The sequence below is a fragment of the Prevotella sp. MGM1 genome, from assembly GCF_002933775.1.
GTDB lineage: Bacteria > Bacteroidota > Bacteroidia > Bacteroidales > Bacteroidaceae > Prevotella.
This window is the reverse complement of the sequence record NZ_BEWV01000201.1, coordinates 37,600-62,773: the sequence shown is the minus strand read 5'-3', so window position 1 is coordinate 62,773 and position 25,174 is coordinate 37,600. Positions and strand designations below refer to the sequence as shown.

At 39.4% G+C, this 25,174-nt stretch carries 25 protein-coding genes; 14 read left to right on the top strand and 11 right to left on the bottom strand.

The window, feature by feature from the left end:
• The first annotated feature begins 164 nt into the window (after positions 1–164).
• Positions 165–626 (top strand): helix-turn-helix domain-containing protein, encoded by a 462-nt coding sequence (locus MoGM_RS13340; protein ID WP_233210222.1) that lies wholly within the window; start codon positions 165–167, stop codon positions 624–626.
• A gap of 705 nt (positions 627–1,331) precedes the next feature.
• Here the strand turns inward: MoGM_RS13340 and MoGM_RS08265 are convergent.
• Positions 1,332–1,970, bottom strand: coding sequence for a hemolysin III family protein (locus tag MoGM_RS08265; protein WP_104369603.1), 639 nt, complete (start codon positions 1,968–1,970; stop codon positions 1,332–1,334).
• Between the two features lie 151 nt (positions 1,971–2,121).
• Here MoGM_RS08265 and MoGM_RS08260 point away from each other — a divergent pair, with 151 nt between their 5' ends.
• On the top strand, positions 2,122–3,786 hold the full coding sequence (locus tag MoGM_RS08260; protein WP_104369602.1) for an AMP-binding protein: 1,665 nt from the start codon (positions 2,122–2,124) through the stop codon (positions 3,784–3,786).
• Positions 3,787–3,801: 15 nt separating this feature from the next.
• On the top strand, positions 3,802–5,463 hold the full coding sequence (locus MoGM_RS08255; protein WP_104369601.1) for an AMP-binding protein: 1,662 nt from the start codon (positions 3,802–3,804) through the stop codon (positions 5,461–5,463).
• 76 nt (positions 5,464–5,539) lie between these two features.
• On the opposite strand, the gene panB is transcribed toward MoGM_RS08255, so the two are convergent.
• On the bottom strand, positions 5,540–6,361 hold the full coding sequence (gene panB / locus MoGM_RS08250; RefSeq protein ID WP_104369600.1) for a 3-methyl-2-oxobutanoate hydroxymethyltransferase: 822 nt from the start codon (positions 6,359–6,361) through the stop codon (positions 5,540–5,542).
• A gap of 15 nt (positions 6,362–6,376) precedes the next feature.
• Complete coding sequence (locus MoGM_RS08245; protein WP_104369599.1) at positions 6,377–7,021, bottom strand: HAD family phosphatase; 645 nt, start codon at positions 7,019–7,021, stop codon at positions 6,377–6,379.
• Positions 7,022–7,139: 118 nt separating this feature from the next.
• Between MoGM_RS08245 and MoGM_RS08240 the strand changes: the two genes are divergently transcribed.
• The 3 genes from MoGM_RS08240 to MoGM_RS08230 all read left to right on the top strand — a co-directional run bounded on the left by MoGM_RS08240 (position 7,140) and on the right by MoGM_RS08230 (position 9,321).
• A complete protein-coding gene (locus MoGM_RS08240) occupies positions 7,140–7,931 on the top strand; it encodes an RsiV family protein (RefSeq protein WP_104369598.1) in 792 nt (263 codons plus the stop codon).
• A 2-nt stretch (positions 7,932–7,933) separates the two neighbouring features.
• Positions 7,934–8,554, top strand: a complete 621-nt coding sequence (gene rsmG / locus MoGM_RS08235; RefSeq protein WP_104369597.1) for a 16S rRNA (guanine(527)-N(7))-methyltransferase RsmG — start codon at positions 7,934–7,936, stop codon at positions 8,552–8,554.
• 110 nt (positions 8,555–8,664) lie between these two features.
• The gene (locus MoGM_RS08230; protein WP_104369596.1) at positions 8,665–9,321 is read left to right on the top strand and encodes an MBL fold metallo-hydrolase; all 657 of its coding nucleotides are present in this window, start codon (positions 8,665–8,667) and stop codon (positions 9,319–9,321) included.
• Positions 9,322–9,436: 115 nt separating this feature from the next.
• Here the strand turns inward: MoGM_RS08230 and MoGM_RS08225 are convergent, their stop codons facing one another.
• From MoGM_RS08225 to map, 6 genes are all read right to left on the bottom strand, one after another.
• The gene (locus tag MoGM_RS08225; RefSeq protein ID WP_104369595.1) at positions 9,437–9,595 is read right to left on the bottom strand and encodes a DUF4295 domain-containing protein; all 159 of its coding nucleotides are present in this window, start codon (positions 9,593–9,595) and stop codon (positions 9,437–9,439) included.
• Positions 9,596–9,615: 20 nt separating this feature from the next.
• Complete coding sequence (gene rpmG / locus MoGM_RS08220) at positions 9,616–9,804, bottom strand: 50S ribosomal protein L33 (RefSeq protein WP_104369594.1); 189 nt, start codon at positions 9,802–9,804, stop codon at positions 9,616–9,618.
• 4 nt (positions 9,805–9,808) lie between these two features.
• Entirely contained in the window at positions 9,809–10,072 is a 264-nt protein-coding gene (rpmB, locus tag MoGM_RS08215) for a 50S ribosomal protein L28 (protein WP_104369593.1), read from the bottom strand.
• A 143-nt stretch (positions 10,073–10,215) separates the two neighbouring features.
• A complete protein-coding gene (locus MoGM_RS08210) occupies positions 10,216–10,734 on the bottom strand; it encodes a CinA family protein (protein WP_104369592.1) in 519 nt (172 codons plus the stop codon).
• A 7-nt stretch (positions 10,735–10,741) separates the two neighbouring features.
• Positions 10,742–11,776 (bottom strand): tRNA (adenosine(37)-N6)-threonylcarbamoyltransferase complex transferase subunit TsaD, encoded by a 1,035-nt coding sequence (tsaD, locus tag MoGM_RS08205; protein ID WP_104369591.1) that lies wholly within the window; start codon positions 11,774–11,776, stop codon positions 10,742–10,744.
• A gap of 3 nt (positions 11,777–11,779) precedes the next feature.
• Entirely contained in the window at positions 11,780–12,640 is an 861-nt protein-coding gene (gene map / locus MoGM_RS08200) for a type I methionyl aminopeptidase (RefSeq protein WP_104369590.1), read from the bottom strand.
• A 430-nt stretch (positions 12,641–13,070) separates the two neighbouring features.
• On the opposite strand from map, the gene MoGM_RS08195 reads away from it, so the two are divergent.
• The 7 genes from MoGM_RS08195 (at position 13,071) to MoGM_RS08165 (ending at position 20,119) form a co-directional block, all read left to right on the top strand.
• Positions 13,071–13,670 (top strand): riboflavin synthase, encoded by a 600-nt coding sequence (locus MoGM_RS08195; RefSeq protein WP_104369589.1) that lies wholly within the window; start codon positions 13,071–13,073, stop codon positions 13,668–13,670.
• Between the two features lie 141 nt (positions 13,671–13,811).
• Positions 13,812–15,164, top strand: a complete 1,353-nt coding sequence (locus MoGM_RS08190) for a TolC family protein (protein WP_233210220.1) — start codon at positions 13,812–13,814, stop codon at positions 15,162–15,164.
• 10 nt (positions 15,165–15,174) lie between these two features.
• Positions 15,175–16,353 carry an efflux RND transporter periplasmic adaptor subunit gene (locus MoGM_RS08185; protein WP_104369607.1) on the top strand — a complete coding sequence of 393 codons (1,179 nt, stop codon included), beginning with the start codon at positions 15,175–15,177 and terminating at the stop codon, positions 16,351–16,353.
• 3 nt (positions 16,354–16,356) lie between these two features.
• A complete protein-coding gene (locus tag MoGM_RS08180; protein ID WP_104369588.1) occupies positions 16,357–17,115 on the top strand; it encodes an ABC transporter ATP-binding protein in 759 nt (252 codons plus the stop codon).
• A 2-nt stretch (positions 17,116–17,117) separates the two neighbouring features.
• Positions 17,118–18,356, top strand: coding sequence for an ABC transporter permease (locus tag MoGM_RS08175; protein WP_104369587.1), 1,239 nt, complete (start codon positions 17,118–17,120; stop codon positions 18,354–18,356).
• 19 nt (positions 18,357–18,375) lie between these two features.
• Positions 18,376–19,437: a sensor histidine kinase gene (locus tag MoGM_RS08170; RefSeq protein ID WP_233210218.1), complete on the top strand. Its 1,062-nt coding sequence runs from the start codon at positions 18,376–18,378 to the stop codon at positions 19,435–19,437.
• Positions 19,409–20,119, top strand: coding sequence for a LytTR family DNA-binding domain-containing protein (locus tag MoGM_RS08165; RefSeq protein ID WP_104369586.1), 711 nt, complete (start codon positions 19,409–19,411; stop codon positions 20,117–20,119). Before MoGM_RS08170 ends, MoGM_RS08165 begins: the two co-directional genes overlap by 29 nt.
• Positions 20,120–20,159: 40 nt before the next feature.
• Here MoGM_RS08165 and MoGM_RS08160 read toward each other — a convergent pair whose 3' ends face one another.
• Positions 20,160–20,801, bottom strand: coding sequence for an HAD family hydrolase (locus MoGM_RS08160; protein WP_104369585.1), 642 nt, complete (start codon positions 20,799–20,801; stop codon positions 20,160–20,162).
• Positions 20,798–23,494 carry a 4-alpha-glucanotransferase gene (locus MoGM_RS08155; RefSeq protein WP_104369584.1) on the bottom strand — a complete coding sequence of 899 codons (2,697 nt, stop codon included), beginning with the start codon at positions 23,492–23,494 and terminating at the stop codon, positions 20,798–20,800. Before MoGM_RS08155 ends, MoGM_RS08160 begins: the two co-directional genes overlap by 4 nt.
• Positions 23,495–23,615: 121 nt before the next feature.
• Between MoGM_RS08155 and mltG the strand changes: the two genes are divergently transcribed.
• Entirely contained in the window at positions 23,616–24,641 is a 1,026-nt protein-coding gene (mltG, locus tag MoGM_RS08150) for an endolytic transglycosylase MltG (RefSeq protein ID WP_104369583.1), read from the top strand.
• Positions 24,642–25,174: the final 533 nt, after the last annotated feature.

Here is a 25,174-nt window from a genome sequence, read left to right as displayed (position 1 = left end):
AATCGAAGTGCAAAACATTGAGATAAGAATTACTCATTCTCCTCTCTCCTTCTGGCGAGGAGATGCCCAAGCGGCGGGGGCGGCCAGCAGCAGGATATACTGGCAATACAGAACAAAAAAGGGAAACCGAAGTTTCCCTGAGATTAACTAACTTTGTTTCACTAATGTACAGACAATTAACCTCGCAGCAAAGGTCGCAAATTTTCGCCTTACTGCAAAGAAAAACTCAGAGAAAAGAAATCGCCATCATTGTAGGGTGCAGTCAGTCAACACTTTGCCGTGAGCTAAAACGCAATTCCACAGCCAAAGGCAACTATCTGTGGGAAAAGGCTCATGCAAAAGCCCTTGAGCGCAGAAAGCGTACCACATCCAGCAAGAAGCTCGACAGCGTGATGGTGTGGCGTATAAAACAGATGATTATTGACCATCAATGGTCTCCCGAACAAGTCCGTGGCGTGTTGGCTAAAGAAAGTGTTTCCGTATCCATACATATAAACGCTGATGAAAGCGGGGAACTGCACCGTCACCGCAGGCGCCCCGACTTCCGACGCAGACCAAAAGGCGAGCGTAAGCCAACCAAAGCCACCAACATACCGAACCGCACAAGCATAAATAAAGCGATTTGAGCGCATAAAATCGAAATCCTTACAGTTAAATAGGGGCGTTATACAGGCTTTTATAACATTGCAACAAAGCCCCCGGTTTTTATAATCGCATCCATAGATGCTACCCTCATTCTTAATTTTTTATTTTTTTGAAATACGGTTGTTATGAATGGGCATTATATTCCAGCATTCGTTATTTTATCCTTTTCGTGGCTTCTGCCGCGTATATTTTCCATCTGTTGTTTTAAGTGTATCTATGAGTTAAAACGGTTATTGTGATATTGCAGGTATTTCGGCTTGAGCCGGTATTTCTCTTCGTTTGTGTTTTTACCGTTTCCTTTCGTCCTGACGGGTTTTCTTTTGTTGCGTGGGAGTTTGTCTTGCGTCTCAAAATGCGTCCACAAGGCTTAAAAAGCTTTCTTAATTTTTTTTTGGGGGGGGGAACACTGCATCTAGATACCAATTATAACGAATTTAGTGTCCCATCGCATTACAATGGATTATCAAATGCAATACAAGCAAGTATCCAAGTATAAAATTATTATAAATTAATCGATGGCAATAAACACGATTTTGTCTTAAAAAAATAAAACAATTTAGCTACATAATCATAATATACTATAAATTAGCCTGTTAAAGTTACGACTTAAGGTATAATCATTTTACAGCTTAAATTCTTTTGAATTGCAAAGAAAGCTATCTAAGAATGTTTTTTCAATTAGCATCCTAAAGTTTTAACATTACTAATACGGCACTCCAATGGCACGCTGCTCCCAACAAAACAAAAATATGCCAAATACCATGATAAAACGGCCGTTTGTCATTGGCATAAAAATATGTGCCTGAAGTATAAAACAAACCTTCCGCAAGTATTAACCAAAGTGCGGCTGCCGGCAGACTCATACAGATTGGTTTGACTATTATCACACCAGACCATCCCATCAATAAATAAATGAAGAGTGACAGTTTGGGATATTTTCCTAAGGCTTTCAATTTATATACTGTTCCTAAAATGACAACAAACCATAAAAATCCAAAAACAGCCCACCCCAAGGCTCCGCCAACCACGCCTATACATATGGGAGTGTATGATGCGGCAATCATCACATATATTCCAATGTGGTCAAATATGCGTAACCACTGCTTGTATTTGCCAGGCATCCACCAATGATAGATAGTACTGAAAGCAAACATTATAATCATGCCACAAGTAAAAACAGTGACTCCGAAAGCATGTTGCCAACCTAAATTATATCCCAAATCCAAAATTATCCATGCTAAAGAAAGTGTCAATACCACTCCAGCCAAATGAGTAAATGTGTTGAAAATCTCTTCATACGTTCTTTTCTTTATCTCCTGTTTCATACTACAAAGATACAGATAAATTTTGGTTTGGCCCAGTATGCTTTCATGGTATCAGCCGCCAAATGGATAAAGAGATTATAATTTTTGCACATTTAATTTGGAAATGTGCAGAAAATAGAGTATCTTTGCACATATTTTTGATTTTTGTGCAATGACATCTTTTAAAAGTTTTAACTCATATATAGAGGAAAGTATCGTAAATAACTGGCATCTTGATGCTCTCACAGATTATCAGGGAGCAACACTGCAATATCATGATGTTGCAAGAAAAATAGAAAAATTACATATACTATTCCAGCATAGTGGTGTCGAATGTGGTGACCGCATAGCTATTTGTGGCCGGAACAGCGCACATTGGGCTGTAGTTTTTTTTGCCACATTGACCTATGGAGCAGTGGCTGTGCCAATCCTTCACGAGTTTAATTCAGAGCAGATACATAATATTGTAAACCATAGCGAGGCAAAATTGCTTTTTGTCGGTGATGTGGTGGTGAAATCTGTCATTCCAGAAAGTATGCCGTCACTTGAAGGAATAATCAACATTCCAGATTATTCACTGATGATTTCACGCTCGAAAAAATTGACGTTCGCACGCGAACATCTTAATGAACTTTTCGGAAAGAAATATCCAAAAGCTTTCAGAGCTGATGATGTGAAATACTACAAGGATAGTGCGGAAGAGCTTGCGCTTATTAACTACACAAGTGGTACGACAGGATTTTCAAAAGGTGTAATGTTACCTTACAGGGCATTATGGGGCAATCTTGATTTCTGTATCACCACAATTGGTACACATATAAAACAAGGCAGCAACACATTGAGTATCTTACCGATGGCACACATGTATGGTATGGCAGTGGAGTTCATATTTCCATTCTGTCACGGATGCCATCTGTTTTTCCTCACCCGCCTGCCGTCCCCCGCAATCATAGCACAGGCTTTCAATGATGTAAAACCTGCAATAATAATATCAGTACCGCTTATTATTGAAAAAATAATACGCAAAAGTGTTTTCCCCAAAATACAAAACCATAGAATGAGATTGCTGCTCAACATGCCTGTAATCAGTAAAAAGATAAAGCAGAAAATATGTGAGAGTGTTCATCAGGCACTTGGCGGAAACGCATACGAGGTCGTTGTCGGGGGAGCCGCACTAAATCAGGAAATAGAGAGTTTCTTAAAAAGCATAGAATTCCCAATTACGGTGGGATATGGAGCGACCGAATGCGCACCGCTCATTACATTCAGCGACTATAAAGACTTCATACCCGGAAGTTGCGGTACACCTGTAGAACACATGGAAGTGAAAATAAACAGCAATGACCCGGAGAATATACCCGGAGAAATTATCACACGAGGCACAAACGTGATGCTTGGATATTATAAGAATGAGGAAGCGACAAGAGCCGTACTTGACAATGAAGGATGGTATCATACGGGAGATTTAGGCACAATGAGTTCCGATGGGCATGTATTTATTAGGGGACGCATTAAAAACATGCTACTTGGATCGAACGGCCAGAATGTATATCCAGAAGAACTTGAGGATAAGCTGAACTCAATGGCATTGATAAGCGAGTGTATTATTATTCAAAAGGGAGAAAAACTTGTAGCTCTTGTTCATCCTGATTTTGAAGAAGCTAAAATAATGGGGCTTGACATGGAAGACATCGAACATGTCATGGAACAGAACAGATTGGAAGTAAACAATAGCTTACCGGCTTATAGCAGATTGTCAGCGATACAGATCCATAAGAATGAATTTGAAAAGACTCCCAAAAAGAGTATCAAAAGATATCTTTACAAAGACGTATAATCAAAAAATTCCACCATGCAAACAATACCGAGTTTTAATGCGATAATAGAAAAAAGCATTGTCGACAATTGGGAATTTGATGCCCTTACCGACTATAAAGGAGCGACACTGCAATATCATGATGTGGCAAGGAAAATAGAAAAACTGCACATCATGTTTGAAAATGGCGGAGTGGAACGAGGTGATAAAATTGCATTATGTGGAAGAAATTGTGCTAATTGGGCCGTAGCATTTTTAGCAACATTGACCTATGGTGCCGTTGCCGTTCCAATCCTACATGAATTTACTGCTGACCAAATTCATAATATTGTCAATCACAGTGAGGCCAAGTTTCTATTTACAGGAGATATCGTCGCAACAATAATAGATGCAACCAAAATGCCACTTCTTGAAGGTATTATAAACATACCGGACTATTCGCTTGCTGTATCGAGGACTGATAAACTGACATATGCACGTGAACATCTAAATGAAATGTTTGGAAAAAAGTATCCTAAATTTTTCCGTAAGGAGCATGTACATTATTATAAAGAGACAAACAGCGAAGAGTTGGCCATGATAAATTATACAAGTGGGACAACTGGATTTTCAAAAGGTGTGATGATTCCTTATCGGGCATTATGGAGCAATTACGATTTTGCCAAAGGAGTTCTTGGCAAAACTATCAAACGTGGCGACAAGGTCATAAGCATACTCCCGATGGCACATATGTATGGTATGGCATTCGAATTTATATTTGAATTTATGCACGGATGCCATATTTATTATCTTACAAGAATACCAAGCCCCGCTATTATAGCACAGGCATTTGCTGATATAAAGCCATCAATCATAATTGCCGTTCCGCTGGTAATAGAGAAGATTATCAAGAAGAAAGTACTCCCAAAACTTCAAAATAACCGCATAAAACTTCTGCTCAACATGCCTATTATAAACAAAAAAGTACTGCAGAAAATAAGAGAGCAGGTTCTTAATGCATTTGGAGGGAATCTTTATGAAATAATAATCGGAGGAGCGGCTTTTAATCAAGAGGTTGAGGCATTCTTAAAAAAGATTGAATTTCCATATACTGTTGGATATGGGGCGACTGAATGCGCACCAATAATATCGTACTCGGACTATAAGACTTTCATTCCTGGAAGCTGTGGGCGTGCGGTCGTTCACATGGATGTCAAAATAGACAGTTCAGACCCTAATAATATTCCTGGAGAGATTCTTGTACGCGGACTCAATGTAATGCTGGGATATTATAAAAATGAGGAAGCAACAGAACAGGCAATAGACAGACAAGGGTGGTATCACACCGGAGACCTAGGTGTAATGGACAATGAAGGCAATATATTCATAAAGGGACGTTCAAAAAATATGCTTCTCGGTTCTAATGGCCAGAATATCTATCCAGAGGAAATAGAAGATAAACTTAATTCTATGCCCATGGTTATAGAAAGCATTGTGGTACAACGCGATAATAAACTCGTAGCCCTTATATATCCGGACTACGAAGAGGCTGATGCAGTGGGAACTGATAATGACGAACTTCAAAGAATTATGGAACAAAACAGAGTGGAACTAAATAATATACTACCCGCATATTCCAGATTGTCAGATATTGAAATACATGAACAGGAATTCGAAAAAACGCCCAAGAAGAGTATAAGAAGATTTATATACAAATAGAGGAATACAAATAACAATCAAAAAAATGCTCGAAGACAAATAAATCTTCGAGCATTTTTTTTGATTGTTATGAATCTTAATATGATTCTTTTTCATTTGGAAAATCTCCATTCTTTACATCATCAACATAATGGCCTATTGCCTCGGTCATTATGCCGTTTAGGTCTGCATACCGACGTAAAAAGCGTGGACTGAATCCTTGGGTCATACCCAACATGTCGGCAACAACAAGAACTTGGCCATCAGTCCCATTTCCTGCACCAATGCCTATTGTCGGAACAGAAATTTCCTTGGATACCACTGAGGCTAGTTTAGCCGGAATTTTCTCTAAAACGACACCGAAACAACCTACTTCATCGAGCGCTTTTGCGTCACTAAGAAGTTTCTCTGCTTCTGCCTCTTCCTTAGCACGAACGGTATAAGTACCGAATTTATTAATACTTTGAGGAGTCAAACCTAGATGTCCCATCACGGGAATACCGGCATCAAGAATACGCTTTATTGTATCAATAATTTCAATTCCGCCTTCAAGTTTCAAGGCATCGCATCCGCTTTCTTTCATAATGCGAATAGCATTTCTCACCCCATCGTAGCAATCAGCCTGATAACTGCCAAACGGCATGTCACAGACAACAAGAGCACGATTTACAGCTCTCATGACAGAACGGGCATGATAAATCATCTGATCAACCGTCATTGGCAATGTTGTAGTATTACCAACCATTACATTTGAAGCCGAATCGCCGACCAAAATACAATCTACACCAGCTTTGTCTACAATCCCGGCTGTAGTATAATCATATGATGTAAGCATTGATATTTTCTCTCCTTTCTGCTTCATCTCAATAAAACGATGCGTCGTAACCTTACGCATATCACTAATTAAATAGCCTGCCATAATTCAATATTTAGATTATAATAAACTCTCACATGTCTCTATGCTCAGTTTCGAGTAGTCGGCTATTACCATATCGGAATACGGTTTTATTGCTTCTGGAGTATTGGTAGTAGACAATCCGATCACCTTCATTCCGGCTGCACGACCGGATTTCAAGCCATTAAAACTATCCTCAAATACAATACAGTCTTTTGGCTCAAGTTCGAAAAGCTTTGAGGCCGTCAAATAGCAATCCGGATGTGGCTTACTTTGTGTGAAATTTTCCGATGTAAGAATTGCGTCAAACAAGCCTTTAAACTCAGGATGTTTCGCATAGACACTCTGCATCTTCGCATTGTTTGAACTTGTAACTACAGCTGTTTTTATTCCATTCTCACGTAATAGACTTACAAAACAATCAAAATCTGTAACATAATCAAATGACATCTCTTTCTCAAAAGCATTCAGTCTGTTCGTTATTAGTTGCTGTGCAGCTTCCAAATCCCCACAGAAATGCTTATTAAAAATCTGTGTTAATGTCTGTCCCTTTATATCTTTTTCCAATCCTGGCCTCTCTGGATGAAACTCACGACATTGCTTTCCCCAAAAGAATGTATACTGCGGCTCAGTATCAAATACCACACCATCCAAATCAAACAAGGCTGCTTTAAACTTACTCATTTACTTATTGTTTTTTAGGTCTGCAAAGTTAGTTATTTTTATTATAATAACTCATATTTTATTTTGTATTTAGTTGTATTTGTACTATATTTGCATTTAATATTCTCATCCAGTTTTTATGAAACCAAATTGTACCATAACATCAGTTATCGTTTTATTATTTATATTGTGTTCATGTTCCTCCGGCATTGAAAACGAAAAACTGCTTGATTTTCAAAAAATAAATAAAAACAAGACTTTATATATTGACCAAAGTCCAAATGCACCATCATGCAACGTCAAGCTTTCCGTTCATTACATTAAAGACAATAGCAACAGAGGTACAAATATAAATAACACAATATCAAAAAGGCTTTTGGATATCAGCAACGTTCCGATGGAACAAGCAGTGGATTCTTTTATTTGTCAATATTGTAAAGGGTATATTAAAACCTTGGCTCCACTTTATAAGCATGATAAAAACGATAAATCCAAACATAAATGGTATGAATACAGATACTCCATATCAACAGAAATAATACAAGAACACGATGATTATACAGCATATATAGCAACATTAAATTTCTATGAGGGCGGAGCACATGGTATAAAGCAGATCTTTTCCATGAATTTTGATGTTAGTACAGGAAAAAATATATATCTGAAAGACATATTTGTACCCGGATTTGAAAGGCGACTTAACGACATTTTGTTTAATGCACTTGAACAAAAGACCGAAGCCACTGGTATTCTTGAATTGCAAAACAAAGGGTATTTGTGCACAACAGATATTTTTCCATCTGACAATTTCATTATGAAAGAACATTCAATCACATTCATATATAATGTATATGAAATAGCCCCATATTCAAATGGCATTACAGAATTAGACATACCATATTCAGATATTAATGATTTATTAAAGAAATAATAATGAAACAACTACTTAAATACTTTCCGAATATAACAGAAAGACAGATAGAACAATTCGAGGCTCTTTATGATTTGTATTTTGATTGGAATACGAAAATCAATGTAATATCCCGTAAGGACATCGAAAATCTGTATGAGCATCATGTCCTTCATTCACTTGCCATTGCCAAATACATCACATTTAAACCAGGAACAAATGTCCTTGACTTTGGAACCGGAGGGGGATTTCCTGGCATTCCACTGGCTATCATGTTCCCTGAATGTAGGTTCAAGCTAATTGACGGAACTGGAAAGAAAATCCGTGTGGCGACTGAAATAGTAAGAAGTATCGGGCTTAAGAACTGCTTTCCAGAGCATTTGAGAGGTGAAGATGAAAGAAATAAATATGATTTCATTGTCAGTCGTGCGGTAATGCCCCTATCCGATCTGACAAAAATAATGCATAAAAATATATCAAGGATAAATAAAAACGCCATTCCGAATGGAATAATCAGCCTTAAAGGAGGTGAATTGCAAGAGGAATTGCGTCCATATAAAAACATTGTGGAAACTACTGAAATTGTAGATTGGTTCACCGAAGAATGGTTCAAAGGCAAATATGTTGTTTATCTGCCTATATGAATTCATGCTATTTAGCATTGGTATCAGCCTTCTTAAAACCATGATAAAGTATAAATTCTTACTTTAAATATAACTATTATCTATAAATATCAATATAATAATAAATCAGAATGTTGAATATAGAAAGATTTGTATGTAATCCTTTTCAGGAAAACAGTTATGTAGTAAGTGATGAAACCAAAGATGGTGTCATTATTGATTGTGGTACGTTTTCTAAAGAAGAGCGTAAGGCAATCATTGATTATATCACAAATAACAAAATAACCATAAAGCATCTGCTTGCCACCCATGCGCATATAGACCACAACTTTGGTAATAACACCATATTTGAGTATTTGGGAATTCAACCGGAAGTATATTATAAAGACGAATGTCTTATGAACAGCCTGAAAGAACAGGCCATGAGTTTCTGCAACTATCGCTTGAATTATGACTTTCCTTCGGTAGGCAAATATTTAAAAGACGATGACAACATATCTTTCGGTTCCCACAAACTAACAATCATACCGACCCCAGGCCATACTCCCGGTTCTGTTTTTTACTATTGCGAGGATGAAAATATCGCATTTTCAGGAGATACTTTATTTCGTATGAGCATAGGACGCACTGACTTCGACTTTGGTAGCTATTCGGACATACAAGACAGTCTGATGAAAATATCAAAAGTATTACCCAAAGACACTGTCATATTGCCTGGTCATGGCCCTAAAACGACAATCGGAGAAGAAATCGCAATGAATCCATATATAAATAATATTGAACTATAATACAATAACTTAAAACAAACTAGTTTTTATATTTTTCTACAATAAAAAAAGATAATAAAAACGGGGTTATGAGAATGATTCATAACCCCGTTTTTTATATATCCTATAAATAAAATCAGTTCTTGAAGAAGTCTTTTACAGCTTCGTTGGGAACCATTCGCTCATCAAAGATGTAAGCACCTGTCTTCGGGCTTTTTACCATCTTAATAACTTTTGTGTAAGCGCGACCATCCTTTGAGCCTTCATGGAGGGTTGCGACGGTTTTCTTTGCCATGTTTTAAGTGCTTATTTAAATTATTTAATCTCCTTGTGGAGTGTCATCTTCTTCAAGATAGGATTGTACTTCATCAATTCCATACGCTCCGGAGTATTCTTGCGATTCTTTGTGGTTACGTAACGGCTTGTACCCGGCATACCACTGTTCTTTATCTCAGTGCATTCAAGAATAACCTGCACTCTATTGCCTTTAGCTTTCTTTGCCATGGTATTAATCTCCTATTACTTTAATATCTTTCCACTCGCAGAATCCTTTGGCAACAGCCTGCTTCAACGCAGCGTCAAGACCTACTTTATTAATTAAGCGCAAACCTGCAGCACTTACTTTCAAGCTAATCCAGCATTCCTCCTCCACATAGTAGAATTTCTTGCTGAAAAGGTTTACATCAAAACTGCGCTTTGTACGATGCTTTGAGTGAGACACATTACAACCTATCTGTGCCTTCTTTCCTGTAATCTGGCAAACTTTCGACATTTCTATCTAATTTTTTGTTTCCTTTTTTGTAACTTATTCCAAACAGGGTGCAAAGTTAGCATTTTTTTTCAGAAAAGCCAAACTTTTGTATTAAAGAATATATATTTTAAGAAATATTTATATTCAAGCCAACTTGTTGACTATTATTTGGTTTCCTCTGCCTCAATATCTTCTCCTTCCTCTTTAAGGAATTCCCAAAACATGGACATTGCCTTACTTGTCGCAATGGCAAGATTTATATCACGACCATGATCTTCCTCTACTTTGAATGTCTTTACGATTTGCGGTGTGCCGCAAGCAATCCAAATCGTACCAACCGGAACATCCTTAGAACCACCGGTCGGACCTGCGATTCCTGTCGCTGCAATTGCATAATCGGTTGCCAATGTAGCACATGCACCTTTCACCATAGCAACCGCAACTTCCTCACAAACAGCCGTTTTTTCTTCTATTAACTCATGAGAGACTGCTAATAAATGCTCTTTAACTTCATTTGTGTATGATATAATGCCACCCTTGAAATACTTTGAAGCACCGGGCACTGATATTATTGCCTCGGCAATACGTCCTCCGGTGCAACTCTCGGCCGTTCCCACTGTTTTTTCTTTTTCCCAAAGCAGTTGACTAACCTCCCTGCTTATTATTTTACTTTCAAAATCCATTGTATTGTTATTTAAACGTAACTTTTGAAAAGGCGGGCTTATCTATCGAGCAGAAGTCTCCGTCTTTATACTTAAAATAGCCTGTAATTCCAATCATAGCCGCATTGTCTGTTGTATAACTGAATTTCGGTATGTAAATAGTCCATCCATACTTATCGGCATGCTCACGGAAAGCCGCCCTCAAACCGTTATTCGCACTTACTCCTCCCGCCACGGCAACATGTTTTATTCCCGTTTGTTTCACGGCTTTACGTATTTTTTTCATCAGAATATCCACAATGGTATATTCCAGACTTGCTGCTATATCCTCTTTATGCTTCTCGATAAAATCCGGCTCGTCGGTCACCCAATCGCGAAGAGAATAAAGAAAAGATGTCTTCAATCCACTGAAACTATAATCCAACCCAGGTATCTGCGGCTCTGCAAACTTATAGGCATATGGATTACCTTGACGGGCAAGCTTATCTATTATAGGACCGCCAGGATACCCGAGTCCCATCACTTTCGAACATTTGTCTATCGCCTCACCAGCCGCGTCATCTATGGTCTGTCCTAGAACCTCCATTTCATTATATGCTGAAATCTTGACTATCTGAGAATTGCCCCCACTCACCAATAAACAAAGAAATGGCATTGGGGGAGCCGATTTGTCATCATCCGTTTCTTTAATGAAATGGGCCATGACGTGACCTTGAAGGTGATTTACGTCTATCATGGGAATACCAAGAGACCTTGCCAACCCCTTTGCAAAACTCACACCTACAAGCAGAGAGCCCATCAAACCTGGGCCGCGCGTAAAAGCAATAGCCGACAACTGTTCTTTCGTTATTCCGGCACGCCTGATAGCCTGGTCAACCACTGGAACCACATTCTGCTGATGTGCCCTTGATGCCAGTTCCGGCACCACCCCTCCATAGGCACGATGAACATCCTGACTTGCAGTGATATTGCTCAATAACACTCCATCACGTAACACTGCCGCCGAGGTGTCGTCACAACTGCTCTCTATACCTAATATATATATACTTTTATTCTCAGCCATAGTTTATCTGGTCAAAATCTCAACACCATGTTCCGTCATCAGGAATGTATGTTCCCATTGTGCACTTGGCTTTTCGTCTCCTGTAATCACTTCCCATCCATACTTATCATCAGCGTCTATATATACCTTCCATGTCCCCATGTTTATCATAGGTTCAATGGTAAATACCATTCCTGGAACCAAAAGCATGCCGGTTCCACGATATCCATAATGAGACACTTCCGGTTCTTCATGAAATGAAAGCCCCACCCCATGACCGCAAAGATCACGTACAACTCCATAATTATACTTGTCGGCATGCTTTTGTATCGCATGCCCAATGTCTCCGACAAAACAATATGGTTTGGCAGCCTCTGCTCCAATCTCGAGACATTCTTTTGCCACCCTTACAAGTTGTTCTTTTTCAGGAGTTGTCTTACCTATTATGAACATACGTGATGCATCTGCATAATATCCGTCGAGTATAGTCGTGAAATCAACATTCACAATATCCCCTTCCTGCAATACATCTTCCTCTTTCGGAATACCATGACACACGACCTCGTTTATGCTGGTGCATACACTTCTGGGAAATCCCTCATAATCAAGACATGCAGGCGTTCCACCATGAGAAATACAGTAGTCATGGCATATCTTATCTATTTCAAGAGTGGTCATTCCTGCATGAATATGCTTTGCGACCTCATCCAATACACCTGTATTGATAACGCCACTCTTACGAATACCCTCTATCTGTTCCGGAGTTTTTATTAATTCACGCGTAGGCACCAATTTCCCTTTATTCTCCCAATACATCACTTTTTTATCCATTTCAGTGATGCCATGTTCACGGATTATATGCCATCTTTTCTTCTTTCCAAACATAAAACAATAGATGTTATAAAAACAACTGCAAAAGTACAACTTTTCCTATAAATAACGGAATATCTTTATTAATTCTTAGTTTACTGCCATTCTTTTTATTCCTAGTTGTAGAATTCATCGGCAATTTGAATATAAATAAAAAAGAGTTAAACACTTTGCCATATAAAATTTAATAAGTACCTTTGCATGACGAAAAGGAGAAAGAACAGGACGTATCGATTAGATTGGGATACTCATCAATTAAATTGAAAACCGAGAATATACTCCTGTCAATGGCGGGCCACATCTCTTATATTATAAACGGAGTTGCATTGTATGATGCCGGTGGATTACAAAGTCAGTGAGAGTTCTCAAACCTTATTTTACAGGAGTTTTCATCACATCATCGATACGTCCTTTTTTATTTAAACCCAATAATCATATTATCAGAATGTTTTCCGGAATTATAGAAGAGTTTGCCACCGTAGTAGAGATTAACAGAGATAGGGAGAATATCGATTTCACTCTGAAATGCTCATTCACAAAAGAATTGAAAATAGACCAAAGCGTAGCGCATAACGGAGTTTGTCTTACGGTTGTCAACATTGTCGATGATACGTATACTGTTACGGCCATGAAAGAGACACTCGAACGCAGCAATTTGGGATTGTTAACTGTCGGTGATAAGGTGAATGTGGAACGCTCAATGATGATGAACGGCAGGCTGGACGGCCACATTGTGCAAGGTCATGTTGACGAGACTGCAGTCTGTACGGCAATTGAAGATGCCAATGGTAGCAAATATTTCACTTTTGAATATAAAGAGAATAAAGAAATGGTACGTCAGGGATATCTCACTGTTGAAAAAGGCAGCATAACCGTCAACGGAGTTTCACTAACCGTATGTGACTCCACGTTAAATTCTTTCAGAGTTGCAATAATCCCATATACATTTGAGCATACCAACTTTTGCGACATCCAAGTAGGAACAACCGTTAATCTGGAATTTGACATTATAGGTAAATACATCGCACGATTACAGCAATTTTAATTATATGTAGACAAATGTTAAAGGCATCGAATATAATCGGATATTCGATGCCTTTATTCTATTAATTCACAGTATTGATATATTTTATTTTTACATTTGATATATTATTGATAACTTTGTCACAGAAAATATATTAATAATATGCAGCTAATGAAAAAAGGATTTATTCTAACGGCATTAATACTGATTTCAATCGGTATCAAATCTCAGCCATCAAGGCAATGGACATTGAATGAATGTATACAATATGCCTTGGAAAACAACATAACGCTGAAAAAATCAAAACTCGCCAAACAATCGGCTACAGAAGGACTTAAGCAAGCAAAGGCTGATTTATTACCAAATATCAGCCTGTCTACAAACCAATCTGTGGGATATAGACCATGGACTGATATGGGAATAAGCACTGTCACAAACGGAACGGTAGCCACAAGTGTAAAGAAAACATACTATAATGGAAGTTATGGACTTAACCTTAATTGGACTGTATGGAATGGGAACCGGAATATAAACAATATCAAACTGAACAGAATAACAGAAGAACAAGCCGAGTTGGACACTGAAACAAATTCCAACATCATACAGGAGGAAATAGCTAAGCTATACATACAAATACTATATATGAAAGAAGCAATTACCGTTGCTAATCAAAGTTATGCTGTAAGCGTGAAAAATGAGGAACGAGGCAGGGAATTAGTGGAAGTCGGCAAGATGTCTAAAGCAGACTTGGCACAACTAACCGCTCAACGCGCATCAGACAAATATACTTTAGTAAACGCGGAAAGCAACTTGGCCAACTATAAATTACAATTGAAACAGTTGCTGGAACTGACGGGAAACGATGACTTCGACATCCACACCCCTGAAATATCTGATGAAGACGCATTGACAGACATTCCCCAATTGCAATCTATATATGAATCGGCATTAGTCCTAAGACCGGAAATAAGAAAAAGCATATTGTCCATAGAGGCTGGCAATACTAATCTTTCAATAGCCAAAGCCGGATATATGCCAACGATAAGCATTACAGGTGGAGGTGGTACAAGCAGTACTTCCATGACATCAAAGAACTGGGGCACGCAATTGAAAACAAACTTCGACGCATCGGTAGGAGCAACAATAAGTATCCCTATATCGGATAATCGCAAGACAAAGACCGCCATAAGTAAAGCCAAGATAGAACAAGCAGAGAGTATGCTAGATTTAGAAGACAAGAAAAAACAGATTTATTATACCATAGACTCGTATTGGTTGGATGCGACAACAAACCAACAGAAGTTTATCGCTGCTATCGACGATGTGAGGAGTGAGGAGGCTAGCTATGAACTGCTAAGCGAACAATTTGAACTTGGCATGAAGAATATAATAGAACTGATGAGTGGAAAGACAAACTTGATAAATGCCCGATACAACAAGCTACAAAGCAAATACATGGCAATTCTAAATATTCAGCTTCTAAACTTCTATAAAGGTGATAAAATTGATATTTAAAATAAATAATATGAAAAGGATAAGTAAAATATGGCTCGGAATAGGAGGCATAATCATAATCGTAACAACAGCATGGCTGTTATCAGGCAACAATAAAAAGACACAGGTCTCCTTTGAAACTTCAACTGTATCGTCAACAACAATTAGAAACAGCATAACCGCAACAGGTACTATCGAACCGGTAACATCTGTCACGGTAGGAACACAGGTTTCCGGTATTGTAAGCAAATTACATGTCGATTATAACAGTGTTGTCAAAAAAGGACAAATAATAGCCGAGTTGGATAAAACAAACCTAATCAGCGAATTAAATACATCCAAAGCTAATTTGGCAAGCGCACAAAGTACATTGAATTATGAGACTTCAAATTTCAATAGATACAACACATTATATAAAAAAGGACTTATAAGCGCGGAAGATTATGAAAACGCAAAACTCAGCTATCTAAAAGCGAAGGAGAATGTTGCCGCATCAAAAGAAACGGTGCAGAAAGCACAAACAAACCTGGGATATGCCACTATTACCTCACCTATCGACGGAATCGTATTATCAAAATCCGTGGAAGAGGGTCAGACTGTCGCAGCAAGTTTCAATACTCCGGAACTGTTTAAAATAGCAAAAGACCTGACCGATATGAGAGTGGTAGCCGATGTTGATGAAGCGGATATTGGTGAAGTGAAAGAAGGTAAGCGCGTAACTTTTACCGTTGACGCATATCCTAATGACATTTTTAAAGGAAGCGTAACCCAAGTGCGACAGGAAGCGACTACAACCAATAATGTCGTTACTTATGAAGTCGTCATAAGTGCGCCAAATGCAGATTTAAAGTTGAAACCCGGACTCACCGCCAATGTTACAATATACACTGCCGAAAAACCTAATGTACTGAGTGTTCAGAATAAAGCTTTGAAATTTTCACCTGATAAGGATATTGTCGGCGACTATAAAATAAATGACATAAAAGGAAAAAGCAAAGTGTGGACATTAGAAGGAAAAAACCTACAAGCCCACAATGTACAAACAGGAATGTCAGATGGCATTAATACTGAGATTTTAAGAGGAATAAAACAAGGAACAACTATTATCACAGGTATAAAAGAACCCGAGGACGACGAAATAAACTCAGAGGAAGATGTACGCTCTCCCTTTGCACCTGGACCACCAAAGCGAAACAACAAAAAGCAATGACAAATGGTAGATAAAAACAAAAAAGCAGTCATAGAACTACAAAACGTCAAACGCAAATTTGTAGTCGGTGACGAGATCGTATATGCCCTGCGCGGTGTTTCCTTCAAAATATACGAAGGCGAATTTGTCACGATAATGGGAAAGTCTGGTTCTGGAAAATCCACACTGCTTAACCAACTCGGTTGTCTTGATACACCGTCAAGTGGAGAGTATCTGCTAGATGGCATTTCGGTTAGAAGCATGTCAAAAGCGCAAAGAGCCGTTCTCCGTAACCGCAAAATAGGATTTATATTCCAAAACTATAACCTTCTACCTAAAACCACAAGCGTGGAAAATGTCGAGTTGCCACTCATGTACAACAGTGAAATAAGTGCGACAGAACGCAATAATCGGGCTATCGACTCACTGAATGCAGTGGGACTCGGCAACCGGCTTTACCACAAATCAAATCAAATGTCAGGCGGACAGATGCAACGAGTAGCAATAGCGAGGGCTTTGGTCAACAACCCGGCTGTCATCCTTGCAGACGAAGCTACCGGCAACCTTGATACAAGGACTTCGTTTGAAATACTTGTTTTATTTCAAAAACTGCATGAGGAAGGCCGCACTATCATATTTGTCACTCACAACCCGGATATAGCCAATTATTCCAGTCGCAATATTATGCTTCGGGACGGTAAGGTCATAACTGATGAATACAATAATAACATATTGTCGGCAGCAGAGGGCCTTGCCGCATTACCCACAAATACAGAAGATTAATCATGAACTATATAAACCTATTTAAGATTGCGTTGAAAGCCATCGCCGCCAACAAGATGCGTTCTTTCCTTACCGCCTTGGGAATAATCATAGGTATAGCATCGGTGATAACCATGCTTGCTGTCGGCCAGGGAACAAAGTTGAGCATCCAGGCAAGTATATCGGAAATGGGCTCAAATATGATTATGATACACCCAGGAGCAGATCGAAGAGGTGGAGTAAAACAAGATGCGTCTTCCATGGAGACTCTAAAACTGGATGATTATCAAGCGATAAAAGATGAATGCAAATATATAAAAGCAATCAGTCCGATGGTAAGCAGCGGTGGACAATTTATATACGGCAACGAAAACACGCCCTCTTCCATATACGGTGTCAATCAGGATTATCTCGATATAAGGCAGATTAGTATTTCGGATGGAGAAATGTTTGATGACGGAGATATAAAAACGAGCGCCAAAGTATGTGTGCTGGGCCAAACGGTAGTCGATAATCTTTTTCCGGATGGCAGCGAACCTATCGGAAAAATCGTGAGATTTAACTCCATCCCGTTCAGGGTAATCGGAATACTTAAAAAGAAAGGATACAACTCAATGGGTATGGATCAAGACGATTTGGTATTAGCTCCATATACATCGGTAATGAAAAGAATACTGGCCCAGACATATCTCAGCGGTATACAATGCTCTGCCATCACAGAAGAAGCTACCGAATATGCGACAAGCGAAATAAGGGAGATATTGAGACGTACACACAGATTAAAAGACAAGAGCCCCAAAACGGACGCTGATGAAGATGATTTCAACATTCGTTCTCAAGAGGAACTGGCGTCAATGATGAATAATACCACAAACATGCTGACCATCCTATTGGGATGTGTCGCCGGCATCTCACTCATTGTCGGTGGCATAGGAATCATGAACATCATGTATGTGAGCGTTACGGAACGTACAAGAGAAATAGGTCTTCGCATGAGCGTGGGAGCACGCGGGATAGACATTCTTAACCAATTCCTGATAGAAGCAGTACTGTTAAGCGTCACAGGTGGAGTCATTGGGGTAATAATAGGGGTCAGTGCCTCTTACGCAATACAAACATTCGTCCACTGGCCGATAGCCATTCAATTATGGACTATAGTCATGAGCTTTGCGGTATGTACGTTCACGGGAATATTTTTCGGATGGTATCCGGCTAAAAAAGCGGCAAATCTTGACCCTATTGAGGCTCTGAGATACGAATAAGCGTATAGGTTTGATAATTATGACCAAAAACAAATTGACATATATTATTCACGCTGCGATATGGATTGCAATATTCATGTCACCGTTAATTTTCATAAATCAAGGTGACAGCATGAACTTGGATATATTTCTTATTTTCAGCGTTATACCTTTATCACAATTCATCCTGTTCTATACAAATTACCTTTGGCTTGCTCCAAAACTATTTACCGAAAAAGAGAAAAAGTATTATTATTTTACAAACATCATCATTATAGTGGTTATGGGTACGGCTGTTCATTACTGGATAGAATACAGCTGCTCTTTATTTGGAAGTGAACCGCACGTTATGCCGGTTAAAAGACATAATATTTCTTCGCTCTTTATATTACGAGACTGTTTTAACCTTACCATTACCGCAATCATAGCCACATGCATACGACTGGCCATGAGATGGCAATCATTGGAAATGGCGCATAAGGAAGCGGAAGCCGCACGCAGCAAAGCAGAACTCAAAAACTTGCGTATACAAATAAATCCGCATTTTCTGCTTAACACATTGAACAACATTTATGCACTCACTGCTTTTGATACTCAAAAGGCACAAGATGCAATAATGGAATTAAGCAAACTGCTACACCACGTTCTTTACGATAATCAGGAACAATATGTAGATATTGATAAAGAAGCAAGATTTCTTAAAAACTACGTCAATCTGATGCAAATCAGACTTACGGCAAATACCGATGTGCAAATGAATATAAAAATCCCGGAAAACAATTGCATTCATATTGCTCCGCTTATATTCATATCCTTGATTGAGAATGCGTTTAAACACGGAGTCAGCGCAACCCAAGACGGTTTTATATACATTGATCTTCACGCAGACAATTCGTGTATAACATTCTCCATTGAAAACAGTTATTTCCCTAAAAATGAGAAAGACAGAAGCGGACACGGCATAGGATTGAAACAGGTTGCCAAGCGCCTTCAACTTATATATCCAAATGCCTATGAATGGACAAGGAATATCAATGAGACCAAGACTGTATATAAATCAACAATAAAAATATATGACACTAAACTGTATAATAATCGATGACGAACCGTTAGCATGCGAACTGTTAGCCAGTTATGCCCGTAAAACACCTTTCATCACACTAAGAGGCACATACAACAGCGCCATAAGTGCAATGAAAGACATTCGGAACACTCCCGTTGATTTGATTTTTCTTGATATACAAATGCCGGAATTAAGCGGAATCGAGTTTGCCAGAATCATTCCGAAAGAAACTAAAATCATCTTCACGACAGCATTCGACCAATATGCTCTACATGGATATAAAGTTAATGCGATAGACTATTTACTAAAACCCATCAGCTACAACGACTTCATTATGTCTGCAGATAAAGCATTAGAGTGGTTCAGTTCCTTGAAAAACAAAACCAACGACGACGGAAACAGATTTATAATGATAAAAAGCGATTATAAACTCATACGCATATCACTTGACGATATTCTATATATCGAAGGCCAAAAAGATTATATCCGCATATATATGAATAATGGAGAGAAAATAATGTCACTGATAAACTTAAAGACCCTGGAACAACATCTCCCGGAACCGGAGTTCATGCGTACCCATCGTTCATATATAGTTCATATGGACAAAATAACCGTTTTAGACCGTTTACGAATTGTCTTTGGCAATAAACACATACCTATATCCGATAGCTATAAAGACAACATCATGGCTTACTTTGACAAACATACATTAAGCTGAAAAGTATTTTCTTTTCTCATAAGCTATATAAGAGTACAAATCATGCCAACAACTCCTCCGGTTTCATGATAAATGTCGTCGCGCCGTGTTCTATAAGAAATTCTCTATCACGAAATCCCCATAAAACACTTATACACGGCAGACCACTGTTGCGGGCTGTTTCGATATCAACATCACTGTCACCTATATAAACAGTACCATCCTTGTCTGCCCCAAGTCTGCGCATTGCCTCAAAAACCGCATCCGGTGCTGGTTTTTTACGTATACCATCCCGCTCCCCGATAGCCACATCTATATATCCGCCAAAAAAATAACGGCACAGTTCCTCGGTTGCCGCATAAAACTTATTGCTTACCACAGCCATCCGCTTGCCCCGCTTTTTCAGTTCCGCAAGTAGTTCCATTATACCCGGATAAGGATCGGTGGTATCAAGCGAGTGTTCCATATAATGCTCACGAAATGTCATATACACATTATTGAAATCACTATTCCCGATTCCTTCGGGTACAGCCCGTTCTATAAGTTTTCTCACGCCATTACCCACAAATAATCTAATATCCTCGTATGTATGTTCCGGCATTCCGTAACGGCGAAGCGCATAGTTTGTCGATGCCACCAAATCGGTTAGCGTGCTGAGCAACGTGCCATCGAGATCGAATATATATGTATTATAGTCTTTCATCGTTTACTTCGTTTTATCATTGTTTTTATCTTCTGATTATATTTATCAGCTTTAAGGAGTTCTTCAATTGTAATATGCATACGATATTTCCAACGGTTATCATTGTCACTTGGAATATTTATCCTTTCGCCACGAATGTCTTTCGAACGCAGTTCCGAATCCATTGCAAGCCAATCCTGCAAAGACAAAAGACACATCATCGACGGACAATACAGATGACGGGCTATTATCTCTTCCGCTATATGCGCCGGCAAATGCTCCGGTGCGTGCCCTTCCTTTTGAAGCATCGTCACGTAATATCTCTGGGCATGCTCCGGGTTTTCTTCCCACCAAAGGCGCAGAGACGGCATGTCATGGGTGGATATTGTCGCTACACTTCGATACGGATTTGCTTCAAGATGAGCAAACTCATAACCATTCTGCTTGGGCATCGACTGAATTTCAAGAGTCAGTACCCGTAATGAATCCAAAACATGACTGACACATTGCGGCAGCATACCCAAATCTTCCGCACACGGAAGCATTCTCGTTCCACGCAACAACATTTGCAGTTTTACTGCCGCACGCTCTCCCCAAAACATGTCATGACGCTGATAAAAATAATTATTATACAGCCGCATGAAAGCATCTTTGTCTTCCGCGTTTAATGCGTCAAACACCAAATCGTTATATGCACCGATACGAGGATGATACATCTCATGCTGTCTCGGATCCTCAACAAACAGCACATTGCTTATCAAACGATACAGTCCGTCACGAATCCACAGACTGTTCTCGTCTCGTTTCCCCTCAAACAGGAACTGAACTTTACGTTGCGTGTCACATTCTGATTTAAGTTCATACATGCCATATGCTTTATTTATCAGAAAATTGTCTCTCACATAGTCTGCATGAATGCCGAACAACTTGCTTATAACACGATCGTTTATAAACGGACGCGTAAACAACTCCTTGCGAAACTTCAAACCGAAATACTCTATTTCGCTGCCGGTGAGAGGCAAAGCCGGATAAAAGTGGCCGAGCAGTCCATGCACGGCATTCTGTGGTATCTCCCATATCCTAAAAAAGCCAAGAGCATGATCTATGCGGAATGCACCGAAATACTGTTCCATGTGAGCCAGGCGATCACGCCACCAGCGGCATCCATCTTTCATCATTACATCCCAATTATATGTAGGAAGTAACCAGTTCTGACCGTTATATGAAAAATTGTCTGGTGGTGCGCCTGTCTGGAAATCCAAATTGAAATATTCCGGTTGTACCCATGCTTCGACACTGTCACGGCGTATTCCTATTGGAATATCTCCTTTAAGCACCACTCCATGGGCACGAGCATAATCGCCCACCTCTTTCAACTGTTTATGTAACAGATATTGAATATAGTATATATACGTTATCTCATCCTTATGCTCATCACAACAGGCTTTTACCTTCTTCTCATCATAGACACTATACTCTCCCCATTCGGAAAAAACGGCTGTCGAATACCTGTCACGCAACAAGCAAAACACGGCATACGGCATGAGCCATCTGACGTTCTTTGCCACAAAATCCTTATAACCGGCAGAGCCGACGACACACTGCCCCTGCTCGACATACAACAGTCTCAAATATTCAGACTTGACACGCCCCACTGCTTCATAGTCACTGTAGCCGATAGCGTTCAACTCACGACGCCGACGATTGAAAGTCATCATGTCATCAGTGCTCCTCAACCGTCCTGCGGCTTCAAGATCTACATAATGCGGATGCAGGGCATATATGGATATAGCCGTATAAGGGCAAGAATCTCTCCACCCGTGTGTCAATGTCGTATCGTTAAGAGGAAGGGTCTGTATCACCTTCATTCCAGTAGCAACAGCCCAATCGACCATACGACGCAAATCGCCAAAATCACCGACTCCATAAGACTGCGAACTACGCAATGAAAACACAGGAACAACAACTCCGGCCACTCTCCATATATCTTCTCTGACTCTGATTATGCCGCCGTCAAGTACCAGCACTTGTCCGTCTGACACTTCAATACCGTTTGCAGATCGGTTCCCTCCTTCTTCCCATGCTATCAGTTCGCCGGTCTTTTCATCCACAATCACATACTTGTATTCAACTGGCACCATTATGCCCATCACATTTACAGACAACATCCACTCCATCATCCCGGCATACTGCATCTTCAGATATCGGGAAACATTCCATCCGCCTATAGCAGGATGATTTCCGCAAAGTGCCAACACCTGTCCCGGTTTTAACTGAGGGGCCGAGACACGAAATAATATGGTACGACGGTATATCGGCAACCGCAACGGTTGCACTGTATCATCCTGCCTGCCAAGGTGTGCCGTTATACAGGCATTGGTATACAGATGATACTGCAAAGGTATTTCACGCCACTCATCAGGAATGATATAATCTCTCATGGAGTCAAATTCAAGAATGCGTGGCACCAAATCCCATTCGCTTCTTAAAACATGCCCGTCATCATCCTCCACCTGATACCTGTATCTGAACGACGCCACAGGATGACTCCTCGACTCTACGGCCACTGTTTCAAGCATCCATAACCGTCCGTCACCGGTAGACATCCGCATGTTATGGCTCTTCACCATTCCGTCCTTACCCAGATAGTCAATGACAACATGCAGGCTTTCGCCCCACGCTGTATTATAGTCAATGCTGAATCTTAATTTCATAGTCTCATGTCTCACATGTTCATACCAAATGCATACTTGCAAAGGTAGTAAAAAACAAATAAAACATTTCTCTATTATTGGAAAATGCAGTACCTTTGTAATGTTTTTTAATAGACGATAAATGAAACTTATAAAATCAAAACTTTATCTTTATATTGCAGGCGGATGTCTGCTATTGATAATTTTCTTATTTCACTATTATTTCTTCTCCGCCTTTTCCATCAAAAGCGATATCAGTTACGTTTATATTGACAATGATGACACGGCCGATTCCGTATACACAAAACTCGGAGCAATTGGGGCAAACCACACCATAGCCGGATTTAAGACACTGGCAAGACATACCGGCTATGAAGAAAATATACGTACCGGAAGATATGTTATAAACCCTGGCGAAGGGGTGATGAAGGTTTTCCGCCGCATCAAAAACGGCCAACAGACATCCATAAGTCTCACTATCCCGGAAGCGCGTACAATGGAAAAACTTGCCGGAGCGTTATCAAAAAAACTTATGATAGACAGCACTACCATAATAAAAACGCTTACCGACTCGACCACATGTGCCGCTTACGGGTACGACACGGCATCTATTGTTGCCATGTTCGTGCCAAACACCTATGACATATATTGGAATACGAGTATTGACAAGTTCATGGAAAGAATGGAGAAAGAACACGCCAAGTTCTGGAACAAAGAGCGCACAGAAAAAGCAAAAGCCATGAACATGACGCCTGTACAAGTGGCAACTCTTGCAAGCATCATAGACGAAGAAACAGCCAACACGGCAGAGAAACCTATGGTGGCGGGCATGTACTACAACCGCCTGAAAACAGATATGCCCCTTCAAGCCGATCCGACAATTAAATTCGCATTGAAAAACTTCGGATTGCGCCGGATTTATAATAAATTGTTGCGCGTTGACAGCCCTTATAACACATATAAAAACACCGGACTACCACCCGGCCCCATAAAAGTGGCCTCTATAGCAGGTATAGATGCCGTACTTAACCATGCAGTACATGACTATATTTATATGTGTGCGAAAGAGGATTTTTCCGGAACCCACAATTTTGCCATTACTTACGAAGAACACCTGCGAAACGCGGCAAAATACAGCAAAGCCCTCAATGAACGGGGAATAAAATAATAAAAACAAAAATGCCTCTCGCTTCACAGTGAGAGGCATTTTCCTCAATAGGTATTAGCCCTTTTAAGGTAAAAAGATTGTATTCAGGATAACGAAAGCAAAGATAAACATCTTTTTACTATTTTACAAATTTGACAATATGTTTTTAAACATGTTTCCAACAAAAAGTGACAAAAGTATATTCTTCACTCTAATTTGTAAAGAAAACTATATGATTTTTTGGCATTGAAAATGAAAGCAAATAGAATTTGGACATCATTGTTTTTATCTTAAAATCAATATTAAAACAAGAAAAAAACACCTTCGTCTTGCAATAAGGTACTTGTTGGACTGCATTTAGCGGCTTATCGCCTTGCAATAAGTATCCCGTTGCGATGCAACGGGCATGCTATTGCAAGGTAACGGGATGCTTATTGCAACACAACGAGGGGCTAAATGAATACGAACAAATGTAATAAATATTCAAACAGCTAATTATCAGAATATTACAAATTCGCTCAAAATTCGGATACTTCTAAATAAAAAATTTTTTT

Coding starts and splice junctions, on each gene's coding strand:
- MoGM_RS13340 (WP_233210222.1), top strand. CDS start 165: ATGTACAGACAATTAACCTCGCAGCAAAGGTCGCAAATTTTCGCCTTA.
- MoGM_RS08265 (WP_104369603.1), bottom strand. CDS start 1,970: ATGAAACAGGAGATAAAGAAAAGAACGTATGAAGAGATTTTCAACACA.
- MoGM_RS08260 (WP_104369602.1), top strand. CDS start 2,122: ATGACATCTTTTAAAAGTTTTAACTCATATATAGAGGAAAGTATCGTA.
- MoGM_RS08255 (WP_104369601.1), top strand. CDS start 3,802: ATGCAAACAATACCGAGTTTTAATGCGATAATAGAAAAAAGCATTGTC.
- panB (WP_104369600.1), bottom strand. CDS start 6,361: ATGGCAGGCTATTTAATTAGTGATATGCGTAAGGTTACGACGCATCGT.
- MoGM_RS08245 (WP_104369599.1), bottom strand. CDS start 7,021: ATGAGTAAGTTTAAAGCAGCCTTGTTTGATTTGGATGGTGTGGTATTT.
- MoGM_RS08240 (WP_104369598.1), top strand. CDS start 7,140: ATGAAACCAAATTGTACCATAACATCAGTTATCGTTTTATTATTTATA.
- rsmG (WP_104369597.1), top strand. CDS start 7,934: ATGAAACAACTACTTAAATACTTTCCGAATATAACAGAAAGACAGATA.
- MoGM_RS08230 (WP_104369596.1), top strand. CDS start 8,665: ATGTTGAATATAGAAAGATTTGTATGTAATCCTTTTCAGGAAAACAGT.
- MoGM_RS08225 (WP_104369595.1), bottom strand. CDS start 9,595: ATGGCAAAGAAAACCGTCGCAACCCTCCATGAAGGCTCAAAGGATGGT.
- rpmG (WP_104369594.1), bottom strand. CDS start 9,804: ATGGCAAAGAAAGCTAAAGGCAATAGAGTGCAGGTTATTCTTGAATGC.
- rpmB (WP_104369593.1), bottom strand. CDS start 10,072: ATGTCGAAAGTTTGCCAGATTACAGGAAAGAAGGCACAGATAGGTTGT.
- MoGM_RS08210 (WP_104369592.1), bottom strand. CDS start 10,734: ATGGATTTTGAAAGTAAAATAATAAGCAGGGAGGTTAGTCAACTGCTT.
- tsaD (WP_104369591.1), bottom strand. CDS start 11,776: ATGGCTGAGAATAAAAGTATATATATATTAGGTATAGAGAGCAGTTGT.
- map (WP_104369590.1), bottom strand. CDS start 12,640: ATGTTTGGAAAGAAGAAAAGATGGCATATAATCCGTGAACATGGCATC.
- MoGM_RS08195 (WP_104369589.1), top strand. CDS start 13,071: ATGTTTTCCGGAATTATAGAAGAGTTTGCCACCGTAGTAGAGATTAAC.
- MoGM_RS08190 (WP_233210220.1), top strand. CDS start 13,812: ATGCAGCTAATGAAAAAAGGATTTATTCTAACGGCATTAATACTGATT.
- MoGM_RS08185 (WP_104369607.1), top strand. CDS start 15,175: ATGAAAAGGATAAGTAAAATATGGCTCGGAATAGGAGGCATAATCATA.
- MoGM_RS08180 (WP_104369588.1), top strand. CDS start 16,357: ATGGTAGATAAAAACAAAAAAGCAGTCATAGAACTACAAAACGTCAAA.
- MoGM_RS08175 (WP_104369587.1), top strand. CDS start 17,118: ATGAACTATATAAACCTATTTAAGATTGCGTTGAAAGCCATCGCCGCC.
- MoGM_RS08170 (WP_233210218.1), top strand. CDS start 18,376: ATGACCAAAAACAAATTGACATATATTATTCACGCTGCGATATGGATT.
- MoGM_RS08165 (WP_104369586.1), top strand. CDS start 19,409: ATGACACTAAACTGTATAATAATCGATGACGAACCGTTAGCATGCGAA.
- MoGM_RS08160 (WP_104369585.1), bottom strand. CDS start 20,801: ATGAAAGACTATAATACATATATATTCGATCTCGATGGCACGTTGCTC.
- MoGM_RS08155 (WP_104369584.1), bottom strand. CDS start 23,494: ATGAAATTAAGATTCAGCATTGACTATAATACAGCGTGGGGCGAAAGC.
- mltG (WP_104369583.1), top strand. CDS start 23,616: ATGAAACTTATAAAATCAAAACTTTATCTTTATATTGCAGGCGGATGT.